18 protein-coding genes are annotated in these 16,661 nt (G+C 71.3%); 14 read left to right on the top strand and 4 right to left on the bottom strand.

The features are described 5' to 3' along the window. The 5 genes from LLG88_13090 to LLG88_13110 form a co-directional block, all read left to right on the top strand. Positions 1 to 378 (top strand): chemotaxis protein (locus tag LLG88_13090; protein ID MCE5247841.1); only part of this gene is annotated, 378 nt, incomplete at its 5' end. Positions 379 to 431: 53 nt separating this feature from the next. Further along, on the top strand, positions 432 to 950 hold the full coding sequence (locus LLG88_13095) for a chemotaxis protein CheW (GenBank protein MCE5247842.1): 519 nt from the start codon (positions 432 to 434) through the stop codon (positions 948 to 950). Between the two features lie 11 nt (positions 951 to 961). Then, positions 962 to 1,864 carry a chemotaxis protein CheR gene (locus tag LLG88_13100; GenBank protein MCE5247843.1) on the top strand — a complete coding sequence of 301 codons (903 nt, stop codon included), beginning with the start codon at positions 962 to 964 and terminating at the stop codon, positions 1,862 to 1,864. Next, on the top strand, positions 1,861 to 2,376 hold the full coding sequence (locus LLG88_13105) for a chemotaxis protein CheD (GenBank protein MCE5247844.1): 516 nt from the start codon (positions 1,861 to 1,863) through the stop codon (positions 2,374 to 2,376). Before LLG88_13100 ends, LLG88_13105 begins: the two co-directional genes overlap by 4 nt. Before the next feature lie 3 nt (positions 2,377 to 2,379). Further along, positions 2,380 to 3,441: a chemotaxis response regulator protein-glutamate methylesterase gene (locus LLG88_13110; GenBank protein ID MCE5247845.1), complete on the top strand. Its 1,062-nt coding sequence runs from the start codon at positions 2,380 to 2,382 to the stop codon at positions 3,439 to 3,441. Positions 3,442 to 3,520: 79 nt separating this feature from the next. Here LLG88_13110 and LLG88_13115 read toward each other — a convergent pair whose 3' ends face one another. The 3 genes from LLG88_13115 to LLG88_13125 form a co-directional block, all read right to left on the bottom strand. Continuing rightward, the gene (locus LLG88_13115) at positions 3,521 to 4,684 is read right to left on the bottom strand and encodes a GGDEF domain-containing protein (GenBank protein ID MCE5247846.1); all 1,164 of its coding nucleotides are present in this window, start codon (positions 4,682 to 4,684) and stop codon (positions 3,521 to 3,523) included. A gap of 159 nt (positions 4,685 to 4,843) precedes the next feature. Further along, entirely contained in the window at positions 4,844 to 6,040 is a 1,197-nt protein-coding gene (gene kbl / locus LLG88_13120; GenBank protein MCE5247847.1) for a glycine C-acetyltransferase, read from the bottom strand. Positions 6,041 to 6,065: 25 nt separating this feature from the next. Then, the gene (locus LLG88_13125) at positions 6,066 to 7,040 is read right to left on the bottom strand and encodes an NAD-dependent epimerase/dehydratase family protein (protein MCE5247848.1); all 975 of its coding nucleotides are present in this window, start codon (positions 7,038 to 7,040) and stop codon (positions 6,066 to 6,068) included. Positions 7,041 to 7,312: 272 nt separating this feature from the next. Between LLG88_13125 and LLG88_13130 the strand changes: the two genes are divergently transcribed. The 9 genes from LLG88_13130 to LLG88_13170 all read left to right on the top strand — a co-directional run bounded on the left by LLG88_13130 (position 7,313) and on the right by LLG88_13170 (position 16,077). After that, positions 7,313 to 8,524, top strand: coding sequence for a PLP-dependent aspartate aminotransferase family protein (locus tag LLG88_13130; GenBank protein ID MCE5247849.1), 1,212 nt, complete (start codon positions 7,313 to 7,315; stop codon positions 8,522 to 8,524). A 28-nt stretch (positions 8,525 to 8,552) separates the two neighbouring features. Beyond that, positions 8,553 to 8,864 carry a hypothetical protein gene (locus LLG88_13135; protein MCE5247850.1) on the top strand — a complete coding sequence of 104 codons (312 nt, stop codon included), beginning with the start codon at positions 8,553 to 8,555 and terminating at the stop codon, positions 8,862 to 8,864. 425 nt (positions 8,865 to 9,289) lie between these two features. Beyond that, positions 9,290 to 9,790, top strand: a complete 501-nt coding sequence (gene hoxE / locus LLG88_13140; protein ID MCE5247851.1) for a bidirectional hydrogenase complex protein HoxE — start codon at positions 9,290 to 9,292, stop codon at positions 9,788 to 9,790. Continuing rightward, complete coding sequence (gene nuoF, locus LLG88_13145; GenBank protein MCE5247852.1) at positions 9,787 to 11,415, top strand: NADH-quinone oxidoreductase subunit NuoF; 1,629 nt, start codon at positions 9,787 to 9,789, stop codon at positions 11,413 to 11,415. The genes hoxE and nuoF overlap by 4 nt, the downstream gene beginning before the upstream one ends. After that, positions 11,412 to 12,128: a bidirectional hydrogenase complex protein HoxU gene (hoxU, locus tag LLG88_13150; protein MCE5247853.1), complete on the top strand. Its 717-nt coding sequence runs from the start codon at positions 11,412 to 11,414 to the stop codon at positions 12,126 to 12,128. Before nuoF ends, hoxU begins: the two co-directional genes overlap by 4 nt. Next, positions 12,125 to 12,658 carry an NADP oxidoreductase gene (locus LLG88_13155; protein ID MCE5247854.1) on the top strand — a complete coding sequence of 178 codons (534 nt, stop codon included), beginning with the start codon at positions 12,125 to 12,127 and terminating at the stop codon, positions 12,656 to 12,658. The genes hoxU and LLG88_13155 overlap by 4 nt, the downstream gene beginning before the upstream one ends. Before the next feature lie 10 nt (positions 12,659 to 12,668). After that, complete coding sequence (locus tag LLG88_13160) at positions 12,669 to 14,090, top strand: Ni/Fe hydrogenase subunit alpha (GenBank protein MCE5247855.1); 1,422 nt, start codon at positions 12,669 to 12,671, stop codon at positions 14,088 to 14,090. Between the two features lie 156 nt (positions 14,091 to 14,246). Further along, entirely contained in the window at positions 14,247 to 15,488 is a 1,242-nt protein-coding gene (locus LLG88_13165; protein MCE5247856.1) for an EAL domain-containing protein, read from the top strand. Positions 15,489 to 15,609: 121 nt separating this feature from the next. Further along, complete coding sequence (locus LLG88_13170) at positions 15,610 to 16,077, top strand: hydrogenase maturation protease (protein ID MCE5247857.1); 468 nt, start codon at positions 15,610 to 15,612, stop codon at positions 16,075 to 16,077. Positions 16,078 to 16,214: 137 nt separating this feature from the next. Here LLG88_13170 and LLG88_13175 read toward each other — a convergent pair. After that, positions 16,215 to 16,661 (bottom strand): hypothetical protein (locus tag LLG88_13175; protein ID MCE5247858.1); only part of this gene is annotated, 447 nt, incomplete at its 5' end.

Here is a 16,661-nt window from a genome sequence, read left to right on the forward strand (position 1 = left end):
GAGCTGGTGCAGGAGATCTCGGCGGCGAGCAACGAGCAGAACACCGGCGCCGACCAGATCAACAAGGCGATCCAGCAGCTCGACCAGGTGATCCAGCAGAACGCGAGCGCGGCCGAGGAGATGGCCTCCACCGCCGAGGAACTCTCCAGCCAGTCGGAGCAGCTGCTCCAGGCGATGGAGTTCTTCCAGGTGGACGACGGCGGGCGCGGGGCGGCGAAGTCCGCGGCGCGTCCGGCGGCGAAGCCGGCGGCGTCGGCGAAGCCCGCCGCGGCGGCCCCGAAGCCGGCGGCGAAGCCCGCGGGACAGGCGAAGGGCGGGTTCGCGCTCGACCTGAAGGCCGGCGCGGACAAGACCGACTCCGAGTTCGAGCGCTACTGAAGGGCGCGGGGCGAGGGGGCGGCTCGGGCCGCCCCCGAGTCCGGGAGACCGAAATGAGCGTGACGGACATCACCGAGACCCGGCAGTACCTGACCTTCAAGCTCGGCGAGGAGATCTTCGCCCTCGACGTCGCCCAGGTCCGCGAGGTGCTCGACTTCACGGCGATCACCCGCGTGCCCCGCACGCCGGAGTACATGCGCGGCGTGATCAACCTGCGCGGGAGCGTCGTGCCGGTCGTGGACATGCGGCTCAAGTTCGGCATGACCCGCACCGAACGCACGGTGAACACCTGCATCGAGGTCGTCGAGGTGACGCTCGACGGCGAGGCGACGGTGCTCGGCGCCCTCGTCGACTCGGTGCAGGAGGTGATCGAGCTCGAGCCGGACCAGATCGAGCCGGCGCCGCGGATCGGCACCCGCCTGCGCACCGACTTCATCAAGGGGATGGGGAAGCGGGACAACGAGTTCATCATCATCCTCGACATCGACAAGGTCTTCTCCGTCGAGGAGCTGTCGATGATGGTCCAGGCCGACGGTGGCGCCGCGGACGACCGCGACGCGGCGACGGCGTAGGGGCGCCGGCGATGACGACGGCGCGCGCCGCGTCGGGCCGGTCCGGGGCGCAGGCCGCGCCGGAGACTCCGCGCGGCGCGCGCATCTCGGACCACGACTTCCGCCGCCTCGCGGAGTTCATCGCCGCCCGCTGCGGGATCCGGATCACCGAGGCGAAGAGAACGCTCGTCGAGACGCGTCTGCAGAAACGGCTGCAGGCGCTGAAACTCTCCGGCTTCGGGGAGTACTGCGACTACCTCTTCGGCCCGAAGGGACTGGCCGAAGAGCTCGTCCCGATGATCGACCTCATCACCACCAACAAGACCGACTTCTTCCGCGAGTCGGCGCATCTCGACCTGCTCGCGGCGCGCGCCGCGCCGGCCCTGCTCGCCGAGACGGGGGCGGGGACGCGGCGCCCGCTGCGCGTCTGGAGCGCCGGTTGCTCGACCGGCGAGGAGCCGTACTCCCTGGCGATGGTCCTCTCCGAGTTCGCGGAGCGGACGCCGGGGTTCCGCTTCGAGATCCTCGCCACCGACATCTCGACGCGCGTCCTCGAGCGGGCCGCCGGCGCGGTCTACGAGGAGGACCGCGTCGATCCGGTGCCGGAGGGGATGCGGCGCAAGTACCTGCTGCGGAGCAAGGACCGCAGCCGCGCGCTGGTGCGGATCGCGCCGGAACTGCGCGCGCTCGTCACCTTCCGCCGGCTGAACTTCATGGACGAGGAGTACGACGTCGGCGAGCGCAAGGACGTCGTCTTTTGCCGCAACGTGATCATCTACTTCGACAAGACGACGCAGGAGACGATCCTCAACCGGATCGCCCGCTGCATGGGTCCCGGGGCGTTCCTCTTCACCGGCCATTCCGAGACGCTGTTCGGCCTCAGGACGCCGTTCCGGCAGGTCGCGTCCACCGTCTACAGGCGGGAGGCGTCGTGAAGCTCGCCGCGCCGCGCGAGGTCTACCTCAAGCCCGGAGAGGTCTTCTTCTCCGCGCGGCCGGCGATCGTCGTCACGGTGCTCGGATCGTGCGTCTCGGCGACGCTCCACGATCCGGCGCGGCGGATGGGCGGGATCATGCACGCGATGTTGCCCGGACGGGCGGGCGCGGACGAGGACGACCCGCGCTACGTCGAGCCGGCGCTGCGGCGGCTGCTCGAGGCCTTCGACCGCGCGGGGACGCCGCGCCGCGCGATCGTCGCCAAGCTGTTCGGCGGCGGCGACGTGCTGCGCGGCTCCGGGGCGGACGGCCGGGCGACGGTCGGCTCGCAGAACGTGGCCCGGGCGCGCGCGGCGTTCGAGGCCGCCGGTCTCATCGTCGCCGCGGAGTGCGTCGGCGGGGCGCGCGGCCTCAAGCTCCGCTTCCACACGGCGACGGGGGAAGTGCTCGTGAAGCGGCTCGCCGGCGCGGTTTCCGAGGCGTCCGGACGTCCGGCCGCGGCGCGGAGGTGACCTTTGGGCGCGGTCAAGGTGCTGATCGTGGACGACTCGGCGGTGGTCCGGCAGACGATGGCCGAGATCCTCTCCGGCGATCCCGAGATCGAGGTGATGGGGACGGCGGGGGATCCGTTCGTCGCCGCCGAGAAGATCGCCGTGGAAGTGCCCGACGTGATCACGCTCGACATCGAGATGCCGCGGATGGACGGGCTGACGTTCCTCCGCCGGCTGATGGCGCAGCGGCCGATCCCGGTCGTCGTCTGCTCCAGCCTCGCCGGGAAGCACGCCGAGAGCGGCCTCAAGGCGCTCGATCTCGGAGCGGTCGAGATCATCGAGAAGCCGCGCCTGGGGACGAAGGTCTTCCTCGAGGAGTCGAAGGTGCGGATCCGCGACGTCGTGAAGGCCGCGGCGCGGGTCCGCCCGCGGACGCCGGCGCCGGCGCGCGCGGTCGAGCCGAAGCTGAGCGCCGACGCGGTCCTCGCGCGGCCCGCGGCGCACGCGATGATCCAGACGACGGAGAAGGTCGTCGTCGTCGGGGCCTCGACCGGCGGGACGGAGGCGCTGAAAGTCTTTCTCGAGGCGCTGCCGGCCGACTCGCCGGGGATCGTGATCGTGCAGCACATGCCGGAGCACTTCACGCGCGAGTTCGCGCGCCGGCTCGACGGCCTCTGCCGCGTCTCGGTGAAGGAGGCGGAGAACGACGACACGGTGCTGCGCGGCCGCGCGCTGATCGCGCCGGGCAACCACCACCTGCTGCTGCGGCGGAGCGGCGCGCGCTACTGCGTCGAGGTCAAGGACGGCCCGCTCGTCAGCCGGCACCGTCCCTCGGTGGACGTCCTCTTCCGCTCCGCCGCGCGCTACGCGGGGCGGAACGCGGTCGGCGTGATCATGACCGGGATGGGGGACGACGGGGCGCGCGGGATGGCCGAGCTGCACGAGGCCGGCGCGCGGACGATCGCCCAGGACGAGGAGAGCTGCGTCGTCTACGGCATGCCGAAGGAGGCGGTCAAGCTCGGCGCCGTGGACCGCGTGCTGCCGCTCGACCGGATCGCCGCCGAGATCCTGCGCGCGGCCTCCTGAGCCGCGGCCCGCTCCCGTCCCGCCGGGAACGACGCCGCGTCGCGCGGCGCGGCCTCGCAGGGCGGCGCCCCGCGGGCGCTCAGCGCTGGGGCGCGGTCGGCTCGGCGCCCGACTCCCGCACCTGGTCCTTGCCGGCGCGCTTCGCCTCGTAGAGCGCCTGGTCGGCGCGCTGCAGCCATTCGGCCTGCGTCTCGCCGTCCTCGAGCTCGGCGAGGCCGATCGAGAGGCGGAGCTGCGCCTCCTTCCCCTCCCACGAGACGCGGATCTCGCGCACCGCGTCGAGCAGCTTCTGGGCGAGCAGGCGCGCGTCGGGCATCCCGTCGCGCTGGAAGATCACCGCGAACTCGTCCCCGCCGTAGCGGGCGATGAAGTCGGTCTTGCGCGGCAGCGTGCGGACCATGCAGTCGGCGAGCGCCTTGAGCGCCTCGTCGCCGCCCTGGTGGCCGAGGCGGTCGTTGATCTCCTTGAAGCCGTCGAGGTCCACCATCATCAGCGTGCACGGCTCGCGCGTGATCATGTGCGCCGCCGCGGTCGTGCGGATCTGCTCGTCGAAGAAGCCGCGGTTGAAGAGTTGGGTCAGCGGGTCGAGGATCGACTCCCGCCGCGACTTGTCGAGCTCGCGCCGCGCGTTGTCCAGCTCGCGCATCGTGTCCGCCATCTCGCGGCGGTGCCGCTCGGCGCGCTCCTCGACGAGGCCGTGGATCTCCTCGACCGCGCCGAGGACCTGCCGCCGCAGCTCGGAGATCGAGACCTGCGTGCAGGCGGTCTTGAGGCGCAGCAGCTGGACGTCCATCCGCCCGTCGGAGGAGCGGTCGAGGGAGAAGCTGTTGCTGAGCCGCTGGATGAAGATCAGCAGCGTCTCCCGCATCTCCTGCCCGCTCTTGACGACGAAGCCGCGCTCGGCCCGCCGCTGGCGCTCGACGAACCCCTTGAGGCCGACCCAGTCGCGCAGCCGGCGGCCGCGCGGGGCGGCGGCGCCGACCAGACGCTCCGGCGGCGGCGCGCCGTCGGCGACGTGGGCCGCCCAGCGCTCGAAGCGGTCGCGCGCGGTCGCGGCGGCGACGGAGTCGAGGTCGAACGAGTTCTCCCCCAGCAGCGTCAGGATCGCCGCGAGGGTCGGCAGCGCTTGATCGGTGTTGTCCGGCTCGGTCCCGTCGGACGCGATCGACTCCGCGGCCCGGCCCGGACGCGGCGCGGCCGGAGCGAGACCGAAAACGGCGCGAAGACGCTCCCAAAACGGCATCGGACGGATCGCTCCTCGTGGCGGGGCGCGGGACGCCCCGCGGGCGGGGCGGCGCCTCCCCACGAATGTCGCGCACCGCGGGCGTTTCGTCCAGACGGGCGGGGACGAAAAAGGGGCGGGCCGAAGCCCGCCCCTCCGAAAGCCCGCGGCGCGCCCGCGTCAGCGGACGACGCCGTGCTTGCGGCCGACCTTGGTGAACGCCGCGATCGCGTGGTCGAGGTGTTCCTTGGTGTGGGCCGCGCTGATCTGCACGCGGATCCGCGCCTGCCCCTTGGGGACGACCGGGTAGCTGAAGCCGGTGACGTAGATCCCCTCGTCGAGCATGTCCGCGGCCATGTCGGCGGCCAGCTTGGCGTCGCCGAGCATGATCGGGCAGATCGGGTGCTCGCCGGGGCGGATCGCGAAGCCGGCTTCCGTCATGTTCTTGCGGAAGTAGGTGGTGTTCCACTCCAGCCGGTCGCGCAGCTCGGTGCTCTTCGTCAGCAGCTCGAGCACCTTGAGCGCGGCGCAGACGATCGGCGGCGGCACGGTGTTGGAGAAGAGGTACGGGCGCGACTTCTGGCGCAGGTACTCGACGATCTCCTTGCGGCCGGAGGTGCAGCCGCCGGACGCCCCGCCGAGCGCCTTGCCGAGGGTCGTGGTGACGATGTCCACGCGCCCCATGCAGTTCCGGTACTCGGAGGTGCCGCGGCCGGTCTTGCCGACGAAGCCGGTGGCGTGCGAGTCGTCCACCATCACCATCGCGCCGTACTTGTCCGCCAGGTCGCAGATGTCCTTGACCCGCGCGATCACGCCGTCCATCGAGAAGACGCCGTCGGTGGCGATCATGATCCGCCGCGCGCCGGCCGCCTTGGCGGCCTTGAGCTGCTTCTCGAGGTCGTCGAGGTCGTCGTTGGCGTAGCGGTAGCGGGCCGCCTTGGAGAGGCGGACGCCGTCGATGATCGAGGCGTGGTTGAGCGCGTCGCTGACGATCGCGTCCTTCTCGCCCATCAGGCTCTCGAACAGCCCGCCGTTGGCGTCGAAGCAGGAGCTGTAGAGGATGGTGTCCTCGGTCCCGAGGAACTCCGCCATCTTCCGCTCCAGCTCCTTGTGGATGTCCTGCGTGCCGCAGATGAAGCGGACGGAGGACATGCCGTAGCCGTGGGTGTCGAGCCCGTTCTTGGCCGCCTGCAGCAGCTCGGGGTTGTTTCCGAGGCCGAGGTAGTTGTTGGCGCAGAAGTTGATCACCTTCTTGCCGCCGGCGACGGCGATCGCCGCGTCCTGCGGCGTGACGATGATCCGCTCGTCCTTGTACAGCCCGGCGCTCCGGATCTCGTCCAGCTCGCCGCGCAGCTGATTGCGCACTTCGTCGAACATGCCGTTCCTCCTGTCCTGCGGCGCGTCAGTGCGCGGCGGCGTAGAGCCGACCGCCGGCGTGGCGCGCGCGGAGCCGTTCGATCATGTCCTTCGTCATCGCCGCCAGGTCGTACTTGGGACGCCAGTCCCAGTCGCGGCGGGCGGCCTGGTCGTCGAGCGAGGCCGGCCAGCTGTCGGCGATCGCCTGGCGGAAGTCGGGCTCGTACGTCACCTGGAGCTCGGGCAGGTGCTTGCGCATCTCCGCGACGAGCTCGGCCGGGGTGAAGCTGAAGGCGGCGACGTTGTAGTCCCCGTGGCGCGTCAGCTTCTCCGCCGGGGCGGTGAAGAGGTCGATCGTCGCCTTGATGCAGTCCGGCATGTACATCATCGGCAGCATCGTGTCGTCGCGCAGGAAGCACTCGTACTTCCCGGTCTCGACCGCCTTGTAGAAGATCTCGACCGCGTAGTCGGTCGTGCCGCCGCCGGGGAGCGTCTCGGCGGAGATGATGCCGGGGTAGCGCAGGCCGCGGCCGTCGACGCCGAAGCGGCGGTTGTAGTACTCGATCAGCAGCTCGCCGGTGACCTTCGTCACGCCGTACATCGTGCGCGGGCGGAGGATCGTGTCCTGCGGCGTGTTGACGTGCGGCGTCTCGGGGCCGAAGGCGGCGATGCTCGACGGGCAGAGCACCCGCTTGAGGTTCCGCTCGCGGGCGATCTCGAGGCAGTTGACGAGGCCGCCGACGTTGATGTTCCAGCAGGCCTGCGGGTTCTTCTCGCCGGTGGCGGAGAGGAGCGCCGCGAGGTCGATGATCGCGTCGATCCGCCGCTCGTCGACGATCTTCTCGATCGCCGGGCGGTCGAGGATGTTGAGCTGGCTGTAAGGGCCGTCCTGAAGCGTCGGGGGCGGGACGTCCTTGATGTCCGAGGCGACGACGTTGTCCGTGCCGAAGCGGGCGCGCAGGGCGACCGTCAGCTCTGAGCCGATCTGTCCGCCGGCGCCGATGACCAGAATGCGCTCTATCTCCGCCATGAATTCCTCCGAATGACCTTTCGCGGGGGGCCGTGCTGCTGTCCCGGGTGAAACCGGCGCGCGGATGGGTGGGGGGGGCGGTCCGCGGCGGACGGCGGGACGAAGTTTATCGCACGGCGGGCGGCGCCGCATCGCGCGGGCGGGGCGCGGGGCGGTCGTCCGCGGACGTCCGCGATCGGCCGCGCGCGCGGCGCGGCCCGGGGCCGGATGCTATCCTCGACCTTCCGCGGAGCGGGACGATCCCGCCGGGAAAGGACGAGACGATGAGCGACGACGGCATGCGCCACGGGCACGACGGAATGAGGCTGGACACGCGGGCGATCCACGCCGGGCAGTCCCCGGATCCCGCATTCGGAGCGGTGGCGCCGCCGATCTACCAGACGTCGACTTTCGCCTTCGACACCCCCGAGCAGGGCGCCGCGCGCTTCGCCGGCAAGGACCCGGGCTACATGTACACGCGCCTCGGCAACCCGACGACGGCGCGCCTCGAGGAATGCGTCGCGGCGCTCGAAGGGGGCTGCGGCGCGCTCGCCGTCGCGACCGGCATGGCCGCCGTCTCGACGGTCTTCCTCTCCTTCCTGAAGGCCGGCGACCACATCGTCTCGACCGACACGGTCTACGGGCCGACGCGGCTGATCCTCGAGCAGGAGTTCAGCCGCCTCGGCGTGACGGCGACCTTCGTGGACACCTCCGACATGAGCAAGGCGGAGGCGGCCTTCCGCCCGGAGACGAAGGTGCTCTATCTGGAGACGCCGGCCAACCCGACGCTCAAGATCAGCGACCTCTCCGCCGGCGCGCGTCTCGCCCACGGCCGCGGCGCGAAGCTCGTCGTGGACAACACGTTCGCCTCGCCGATGCTCCAGCGGCCGTTCGAGCACGGCGCGGACGTCGTCCTGCACAGCACGACCAAGTACATCAACGGCCACTCCGACGTCGTCGGCGGGATCATCGTCGCCAAGGGCGCCGAGGACCTCGCGCGGCTGCGCAAGGTCCGCACGTACTACGGCGGCACGATGGACCCGATGCAGTCGTGGCTCGTGCTGCGCGGCCTCAAGACGCTGCCGCTCCGCGCGCGCGCCGCGCAGGAGAACGCCGGCGCCCTCGCCGCCGTCCTCGCCAACCACCCGGCCGTCGCGACGACCTACTACCCGGGCCTGCCGAGCCATCCGCAGTTCGAGCTGGGACGACGCCAGATGGACGGTCCCGGCTCGATGATCGCCTTCGAGCTGAAGGGCGGGTACGACGCCGGGGTGACGTTGCTCAAGAACCTGCGGCTGATGACGCTCGCCGTCTCGCTCGGCGGCGTCGAGACGCTGATCGAGCACCCGGCCTCGATGACCCACGCCGGCGTGCCGGCGGAGGAGCGGGACAAGGCCGGCATCACCGACGGCTTGGTGCGGCTCGCGGTCGGCTGCGAGGACGTCGCCGACCTGCGCGCGGACCTGCTTCAGGCGCTCGACGCGGTCGTCCGCTGACGCGCGGACGCGGTATCTTCCCGCGGCGATGAACGAGATCGACCGGCGCGTTTGCCCCCGCTGCGGCGGGCGACTGCGGCGCGTTCACCGCAAGCCGTGGCAGCGTCTGCTCAGCGGCCTCTACGGCGTGGCGCGCTATCGCTGCTTCGCCGACGGCTGCGGCGCCTCGTTCCTCGTCCACCGCCCCTCGGCGAAGCGGTCGATCCGCACCGCGCAGGCGCTGTGGGTCGTCCTGCTGCTCGCCGGTCTGGCGGGCGCGGCGCTGTTGATCTACACGATTCAGGACCGGCCCGCGGCGGAGGACGCCGCGGGCTCGGACGTCGGCGCTCCCTCCAACTGAGTCCGGCGCGGCGGGCGCCGCCCGCCGCGCGAAGTCGTCCGCGAAGATCGGCCCGGCGGCGGTCCCGCCGCGCGGCGCCGCGCCGCGGCGACGGATCTTCCCCAAGACCAACTCGACGTGGAAGACGAGAAAGGCGGCGAGGAAATCGACCGCCTCTTCGAGCCGTATGCGCCTCGGTCCGACCGGGCGTCTCCCGGCGTTCGCGCCGCGGCGCGCCGGGGCCGCGGTTTTATGAAATGAAAAGCGTCGGTAATCCCCGGAAGGCGATTGACACCGCGGGGGCGGCTGAAATAAAAGAGCGGCAGGGGATTGCGCGGAGGAGGAGCGGGCGGCCGGAGATGGGGGGGCCATCTCGAAGCCCGTCTCGTCCGGCGCGCCGGGGTTTCGCGGACGCAACTCAACCGCTGTCCAACGAGGAGCGACGCATGTCGGTCGAACCGCAGAAGCCGCAGGCGCCGTCCGACGATCGGCGGTACAAGCTCATCGATCAGACGATGCGCAAGAACGGCTACGCGCCGCAGGCGCTGATCGAGACGCTGCACACCGTCCAGGAGTCGTTCGGCTACATCGACGAGAAGGCGCTCGTCTACGCGGCGCGCTCCCTGCGCGTGCCGCTGTCGCAGGCGTACGGGGTCGCCACCTTCTACCACCACTTCAGCCTCAAGCCGCCGGGCGAGCACACCTGCACCGTGTGCATGGGAACCGCCTGCTACATCAAGGGCGTGCCGGGGCTGCTGGAGGCGGTCGGCCGCGTGCTGAAGGTGAAGCCCGGCGAGACGACGCCCGACGGCAAGGTTTCGGTGCTGGCCGCGCGCTGCCTCGGCGCCTGCGGTCTCGCTCCCGTCGCCGTCTTCGACGGCGAGATCCACGGACGGATGACGCCCGACGAAATCGAGGCGCGGCTGTCCGAGTGGGTGAGCCCATGACCCCCGAAGAACTGCGGCAAACCGCGGAGGCCGAGCAGGCCGCGCAAAAGAAGTTCGACCACCACATCGACGTCTGCGTCGCCGCGGCGTGCCTCTCCTCGGGCGCCGGCGCGGTGAAGGACGCGCTCGAGAAGGAGGTCAAGGACCGCAACCTGCACGAGTGCTGCAAGGTGCGGGGCGTCGGCTGCATGGGGCTCTGCAAGGCCGGTCCCTTGGTCAAGGCCGAGCCCGACGGCGTGATGTACGAAGGGGTCAAGCCGGACGACGCCTTCGACATCGTCGCCTCGCTCGGCAAGGCGCCGGTGGAGCGGATCAAGCTCGACACCAACATCCCGTTCTTCGCGCGCCAGAAGAAGATCGTCCTCGAGAACTGCGGCGAGATCGACCCCGAGCGGATCGAGGAGTACGTCGCCGTCGGCGGCTACGAGGCGCTGGGCAAGGCGCTGTCGGGGCTCGGGCCGGCGGAGGTCGTGGCGCAGGTCGTCAAGTCCGGGCTGCGCGGCCGCGGCGGCGCGGGGTTCCCCACCGGCCTGAAGTGGACGACCGTCGCCAAGGCCGAGGGGGCGCGCAAGTACGTCGTCTGCAACGCCGACGAGGGGGACCCGGGCGCGTTCATGGACCGCTCGGTGCTCGAGTCGGATCCGCACCGCGTGCTCGAGGGGATGGCGATCGCCGCCTACGCCGTCGGGGCGCAGGAGGGGTACATCTACGTCCGCGCCGAATACCCGCTGGCGATCAAGCGGCTGCAGGTCGCGATCCGCCAGGCGGAGCGGGCGGGGATGCTCGGCGCCAACATCTGCGGCACGCCGTTCTCGTTCCACGTCGCGCTGCGGCTCGGCGCCGGCGCCTTCGTCTGCGGCGAGGAGACGGCGCTCCTGAACTCGATCGAAGGGCGGCGCGGCTCGCCGCGCCCGCGCCCGCCGTTCCCGGCGGAACGCGGCCTGTTCGGCATGCCGACGCTGATCAACAACGTCGAGACGTTCGCCAACATCCCGCCGATCGTCCGCCGCGGCGGGGAGTGGTTCGCCTCGATCGGCACGGAGAAGAGCAAGGGGACGAAGGTCTTCGCGCTCGCCGGCCGGATCGGGAACACCGGGCTGATCGAAGTCCCGATGGGCATCTCGCTGCGCGAGATCATCTACGACATCGGCGGCGGGATCCCCGGCGGCAAGCGGTTCAAGGCGGTGCAGACCGGCGGGCCGTCCGGCGGCTGCATCCCGGCCGACTTCCTCGACATGGCCGTGGACTACGACTCGCTGGCCAGCGTCGGCTCGATCATGGGCTCCGGCGGGATGATCGTCATGGACGAGACCTCGTCGATGGTCGACGTCGCCTGCTTCTTCATGGAGTTCTGCATGAGCGAGTCGTGCGGCAAGTGCGTGCCGTGCCGCGTCGGCACGGCGCAGATGCACGACCTGCTGCGGAAGATCCTCGACGGCGAAGGCACGCCGGACGACGTCAAGGCGCTGCAGGAGCTCGCCGAACTGGTCAAGAACACCAGCCTCTGCGGGCTCGGGCAGTCGGCGCCGAATCCGACGATCAGCACGCTGCGCTACTTCCGCCACGAATACGACGAGCTGATCGCCGCCGCCGGCGGCGGCGAGGCGCGGGAGGACCGGCAATGACCGCCCCGCAGATCATCACCCTCAAGATCGACGGCCAGGACTGCGGCGCGCGGGCGGGGGAGACGATCCTCCAGGTGGCGCGGGAGAACGGGATCGAGATCCCGACCCTCTGCCACCTCGAGGGGCTCCATCCGGTCGGCGCCTGCCGCCTCTGCCTCATCGAGGTCAAGGGGATCCCCAAGCTGCTGCCGGCCTGCGTCACCGCGGCGCGCGACGGGATGGAGGTCGCGACCGACTCCGAGCGGCTCAAGAAGTACCGCGTGCAGATCCTCGAGCTGCTCTTCTCCGAGCGGAACCACGTCTGCTCGGTCTGCGTCAGCAACGGCCACTGCGACCTGCAGTCCTTGGCGCAGCAGCTCGGGATGACGCACGTCCACTACCCGTACCGTTTCCCGAAGCTGGGGGTGGACGCGAGCCACGCGCGGTTCAACGCGGACCACAACCGCTGCGTCCTCTGCACCCGCTGCGTGCGGGTCTGCGACGAAGTGGAAGGGGCGCACACCTGGGACCTCAAGGGACGCGGCGCCGCCTCGGAAGTGATCACCGATCTCGACGCGCCGTGGGGCCAGTCGGAGAGCTGCACCGGCTGCGGCAAGTGCGTGCAGGTCTGCCCGACCGGCGCCCTCGGCGAGAAGGGGCGTTCCGCCGGCGAAATGACCAAGCGGCGCACGTTCCTTCCCTACCTGCAGATGATGCGGGAGGCCAGACGATGAGCAAGGCACGCGTGGCGACGCTCTGGCTCGACGGTTGCTCCGGCTGCCACATGTCGTTCCTCGACATCGACGGCAAGCTGGTGGACTTGGCGCCGCGGATCGAACTGGTCTACGGCCCGCTCGTCGACTTCAAGGAGTACCCCGAGGGCGTGGACGTGGCGCTCGTCGAAGGCGCCGTGGCGAGCGACGAGGACGTCCACAAGATCAAGGAAGTCCGCGCCAAGACGAAGATCCTCGTCGCCCTCGGCGACTGCGCGGTGACCAGCAACGTGCCGGGGATGCGCAACCCGTTCGGCCCCGCCGCCGTGCTCGACCGGGCCTACAAGGAGAACGTCTCCCTGGCCCCGGGCTGGCCGGACAAGGACATCCCGGCGCTGCGCAAGCGGGTCACGCCGCTGCACGAAGTCGTCCCGGTGGACGTCTTCGTGCCCGGCTGCCCGCCGCCGGCGGAGGCGATCTTCTTCGTGGTCGCCGAACTGCTCGAGGGGCGGATCCCCGATCCGACCTCGCTGACCCGTTTCGGCAAGTGAGGGGGCGGGCATGGGACAGAAGATCGAAATCGCTCCGGTTTCGCGCATCGAAGGACACGCCAAGATCACGCTCCAGCTCGACGACCAAGGGCGCGTCGCCGACGCGAAGTTCCACGTCACGCAGGTCCGCGGCTTCGAGAAGTTCGGCGAGGGACGGCCGTTCCACGAGATGCCGTCGCTCACCGCGCGGATCTGCGGCATCTGCCCGGTCAGCCACCTGATCGCCTCGGCCAAGGCCTGCGACGCGCTGCTCGCGGTCAAGATCCCGCCGACGGCGGCGAAGCTGCGCCGGCTGATGAACCTCGCCCAGCTGCTGCAGTCGCACGCGCTGTCGTTCTTCCACCTCAGCGCGCCCGACTTCCTGATGGGCTTCGACGCCGACCCGGCGCGCCGCAACATCCTCGGCGTGCTCGAGGCGCACCCGACGATGGCCCGCGACGGCATCCGGCTGCGCCAGATCGGCCAGCAGATCATCCAGATGCTCGGCGGCAAGCGCGTCCATCCGGCGTGGGTCGTCCCCGGCGGCGTCAACGAGCCGCTGTCGGCGGAGAAGCGGGAGGCGATCCTGGCGATGCTTCCCGAGGCGCTGACGATCGTCCAGCGCACGCTCGGCTTCTGGAAGACGGCGCAGGCGGAGTTCCGCGACGAGACGCAGACCTTCGCCAACATGCCCACGCTCTTCCTCGGCCTCGTGGACGAGAACGGCCAGCTCGAGCACTACGACGGCAAGCTGCGGCTGGTGGACAGCCGCGGGGACGTCGTCGTGGACCGCTTCGAGCCCGCCCGCTACGCCGAGATCATCGGCGAGGCGGTCGAGCCGTGGACCTACCTCAAGTTCCCCTACTACAAGCCGCAGGGCTACCCGGGCGGGATCTACCGCGTCGGTCCGCTGGCCCGGCTCAACGTGATCGACCGCTGCGGCACGCGGCGCGCCGACCAGGAGTGGGCCGAGTTCCGCGAGCTGCACCGCGGCGCCGTGCTCAGCTCGTTCTACTACCACCACGCCCGGCTGATCGAGGCGCTCTTCGCCGTGGAGAAGATGGAGGAGCTGCTCTCCGATCCGGAGATCCTCTCGCCGCACGTGCGGGCCGTCGCCGCGCCGAACTGCTTCGAGGGGGTCGGCGTCTCCGAGGCGCCGCGCGGCGTGCTGATCCACCACTACAAGATCGACGAGCACGGGCTGATCACTTGGGCGAACCTGATCGTCGCCACCGGCCACAACAACTTGGCGATGAACCAAGGGGTGCTGCAGGTGGCGCGGCACTTCGTCCGCGGGACGAAGATCGAAGAGGGGATGCTCAACCGCTGCGAGGCGGTGATCCGCGCCTTCGATCCGTGCCTCTCCTGCTCGACCCACGCGGTCGGCCAGATGGCGTTGGCGATCGACCTGCGCGCGCCCGACGGCGCGCTCGTGGATCACGTCGAGCGCTGATCGCCCGGCCGGCATCCTGGTGTTTCTCCGCGGCCCGGGGCGTCTCGTCCCGGGCCGCATTCTTTCGGCGCCGGAAGGCCGCGAAAGAGCCCTCTTCGCTTAGAATGAGCCCGCGCCCCGGCGTTTCGCGGCGCCTCGCGCGGGGAGGGGAGAGCGTTGGACGCGACGGAGCAGAAGCGCGCTGCGGCCCCGCTGGGCGTGGCCGGCGACGTCGTCTCCAAGCGCTTCGCCGAGTCGGGGGCGGTGGGCCTCCTGTACGTGTCGCTGCCGGGGCTCGCCGCGGTCGAGGCGGGGTTCGGCATCGAGGCCCACGCGCAGAGCGTCCGCGCGCTGTGGGATCTCGTCGAGCGGTTCGTCGCCGGCGTCCGCGCCGAAGGGGACCTGCTCGTCGCCGCCGAGTCGTCCCCCGAGGAGCTCGTCGCGCTGCTCTTCCGCGAGCGGAGCCGGCGCCTCTTCTACACCGAGGAGCTGCCCGCGCTGTCGGACAAGCTGCACGCGCTGGTGCGGCAGCAGGCGGGACGGATCGGCTATCCGTACGTGACCGACCTCGCCGACGCGCGCGTCGGCTACGCGGTGGCGCTGCACAACCCGCAGCTGCGCGACGACCGCCAGCTGCGGACGGCGCTCGACCGCGCGCGGGCGGACGCGCAGCTCAACGCGCGGATCCGCGCGCGGGAAAGCGCGCGGGCCTTCCTCTCGATGGTCCTCGGCGAGAAGGTGCAGAGCGTCTACCAGCCGATCGTCGATCTCGACGGCGGGCGGACGCTGGCCTACGAGGCGTTGGTCCGCGGCCCGCAGGCGACGTTCTGGCGCGAGCCGGAGGCGCTGTTCCGCGCGGCGGAGGAGGCGGGGGTCGTCTTCGAGGTCGACTGCCTCTGCCGGCAGGCGGCGCTGCGCGGCTTCGCCGAACGGCGGGCGATGTCGGGCAAGCTGTTCCTGAACTGCCTGCCCTCGGCGATCCACGACCCGATCTTCCGCGGCGACAAGCTGCGCGAGACGCTGGAGCGCTGCCGGTTGACCCCTTCCGACCTCGTCTTCGAGATCTCGGAGAAGGAGTCGATCAAGAACTTCAACATCTTCCGCGAGACCCGCGACTACTACCGCAATCTGGGGATCCAGTTCGCGCTCGACGACACCGGCGCCGGCTACGCGGGGCTCGAGGCGGTGATGCAGCTCGCGCCCGACTACATCAAGGTGGACATCTCGCTGGTCCACTCGATCGACGCCGACAACGGCCGCCAGGGCTTGATGAAGGCGGTGATCTCGATGGCCGAGGCGATCGGCGCGAAGGTGATCGCGGAAGGGGTGGAGACCGAGGCCGAGCTGGAGACGGTCCGCGCGCTCGGCGTGTCCTACGGGCAGGGGTACCTGCTCGGGCGGCCGGAGCCGGCGCGCTGAGCGGCGCTTTGGGCGTCGGGGCGCCGCCGCGCGTCGCGGGCGTCGAGGCGGCGGCACGCGGGGCGGGCGTCGAGGCGCCGCTCGGCGCTTCGGGCTTCTCGTTGGTCGGAGGCGTCTTGCCGTGAACGCGAACGGGGCGGGAGGGCGGCGGGCGCCGCTCGTCGTGGGGGTCGGGGCGCCGCTGCGCGGCGACGACGCGGTCGGCTGGGCGGTGGTGGAGCGGCTGCGCCGTTCGCCGCAGGGGGCCCTGCTGGATCTGCGCGAGGAACAGCAGCTCGCGCCGGAACTCGCGGCCGATCTCGCGGAGGTTCCGGCCGCGGCGATCGTGGACGCGTCGGTCGATCTCGCGCCGGGCGTCGTGCGCGTCGCGCGCGTGGCGTCGTCGCCCGAACGGCCGGGCGCGTTGTCGCACTCGCTGGACGCGGGGGCGTTGGTCGCGCTGGCGGGGTCTCTTTACGGGCGGGCGGCGGAGACGTGGTTGGTGGAGGTCGGGGCGGCGAGCTTCGATCTCGGGGCGCCGCTGAGTTCCGTCGTCGAGGGCGCCGTGGACGAAGCTGCGGCGGCCGTGATCGCGCGCTTGCTGAGGTGAGTTTTGCCGACGACGCGCGCGGGTCTCGCGAGATAACGATTTGCGGAGCAAGGCGCGTGGAGTTTGCTGGGCAATGCGCGCGGAATTTCGCGCGTCCCGGGGGCGATCGGCGGGATGGAGGATCGCGCGGGGCGGGGTCAGCGCGCGGGCGGGAGGGGGGCGTCGATCACGATCGCCGCGCAGTCCGAGGAGGCCGGCGGCGCGGCGGCGGGAGCGCCGACGCCGAGGCCGCGGAGCGAGCCGACGAGCGGGGCGTACTGGTCGCGCGGCACGATCATCTTCACGATCCGGCGCGGCTGCGGGATGAGGTATCCCTTGCCCTGGAAACGGGGCGCCATCTGCCCGAGCGTGAGCGCGGGATCGACCGGCGACGCCGACGACCACGGGGCGAGCCCCGGGGCGGTCCACGTGGCGCGGCAGGCTTCGATGTTGGCCGCGGACTGGACTGCGGGCGCTTGCGGCGCGGCGGGCGTCTGCGGGGCCGCGGAGGGCGTTTGCTGCCCGACGGGGGCCGGCTGCGCCGACGGGGCCGCGCCGGCCGGCGCGGGCGGGGCGCCGGGCTGCCCGGCGCCGGGCTGCGTCGT

The sequence above is a fragment of the bacterium genome, from assembly GCA_021372775.1.
In the GTDB taxonomy this organism is placed as follows: domain Bacteria; phylum Acidobacteriota; class Polarisedimenticolia; order J045; family J045; genus JAJFTU01.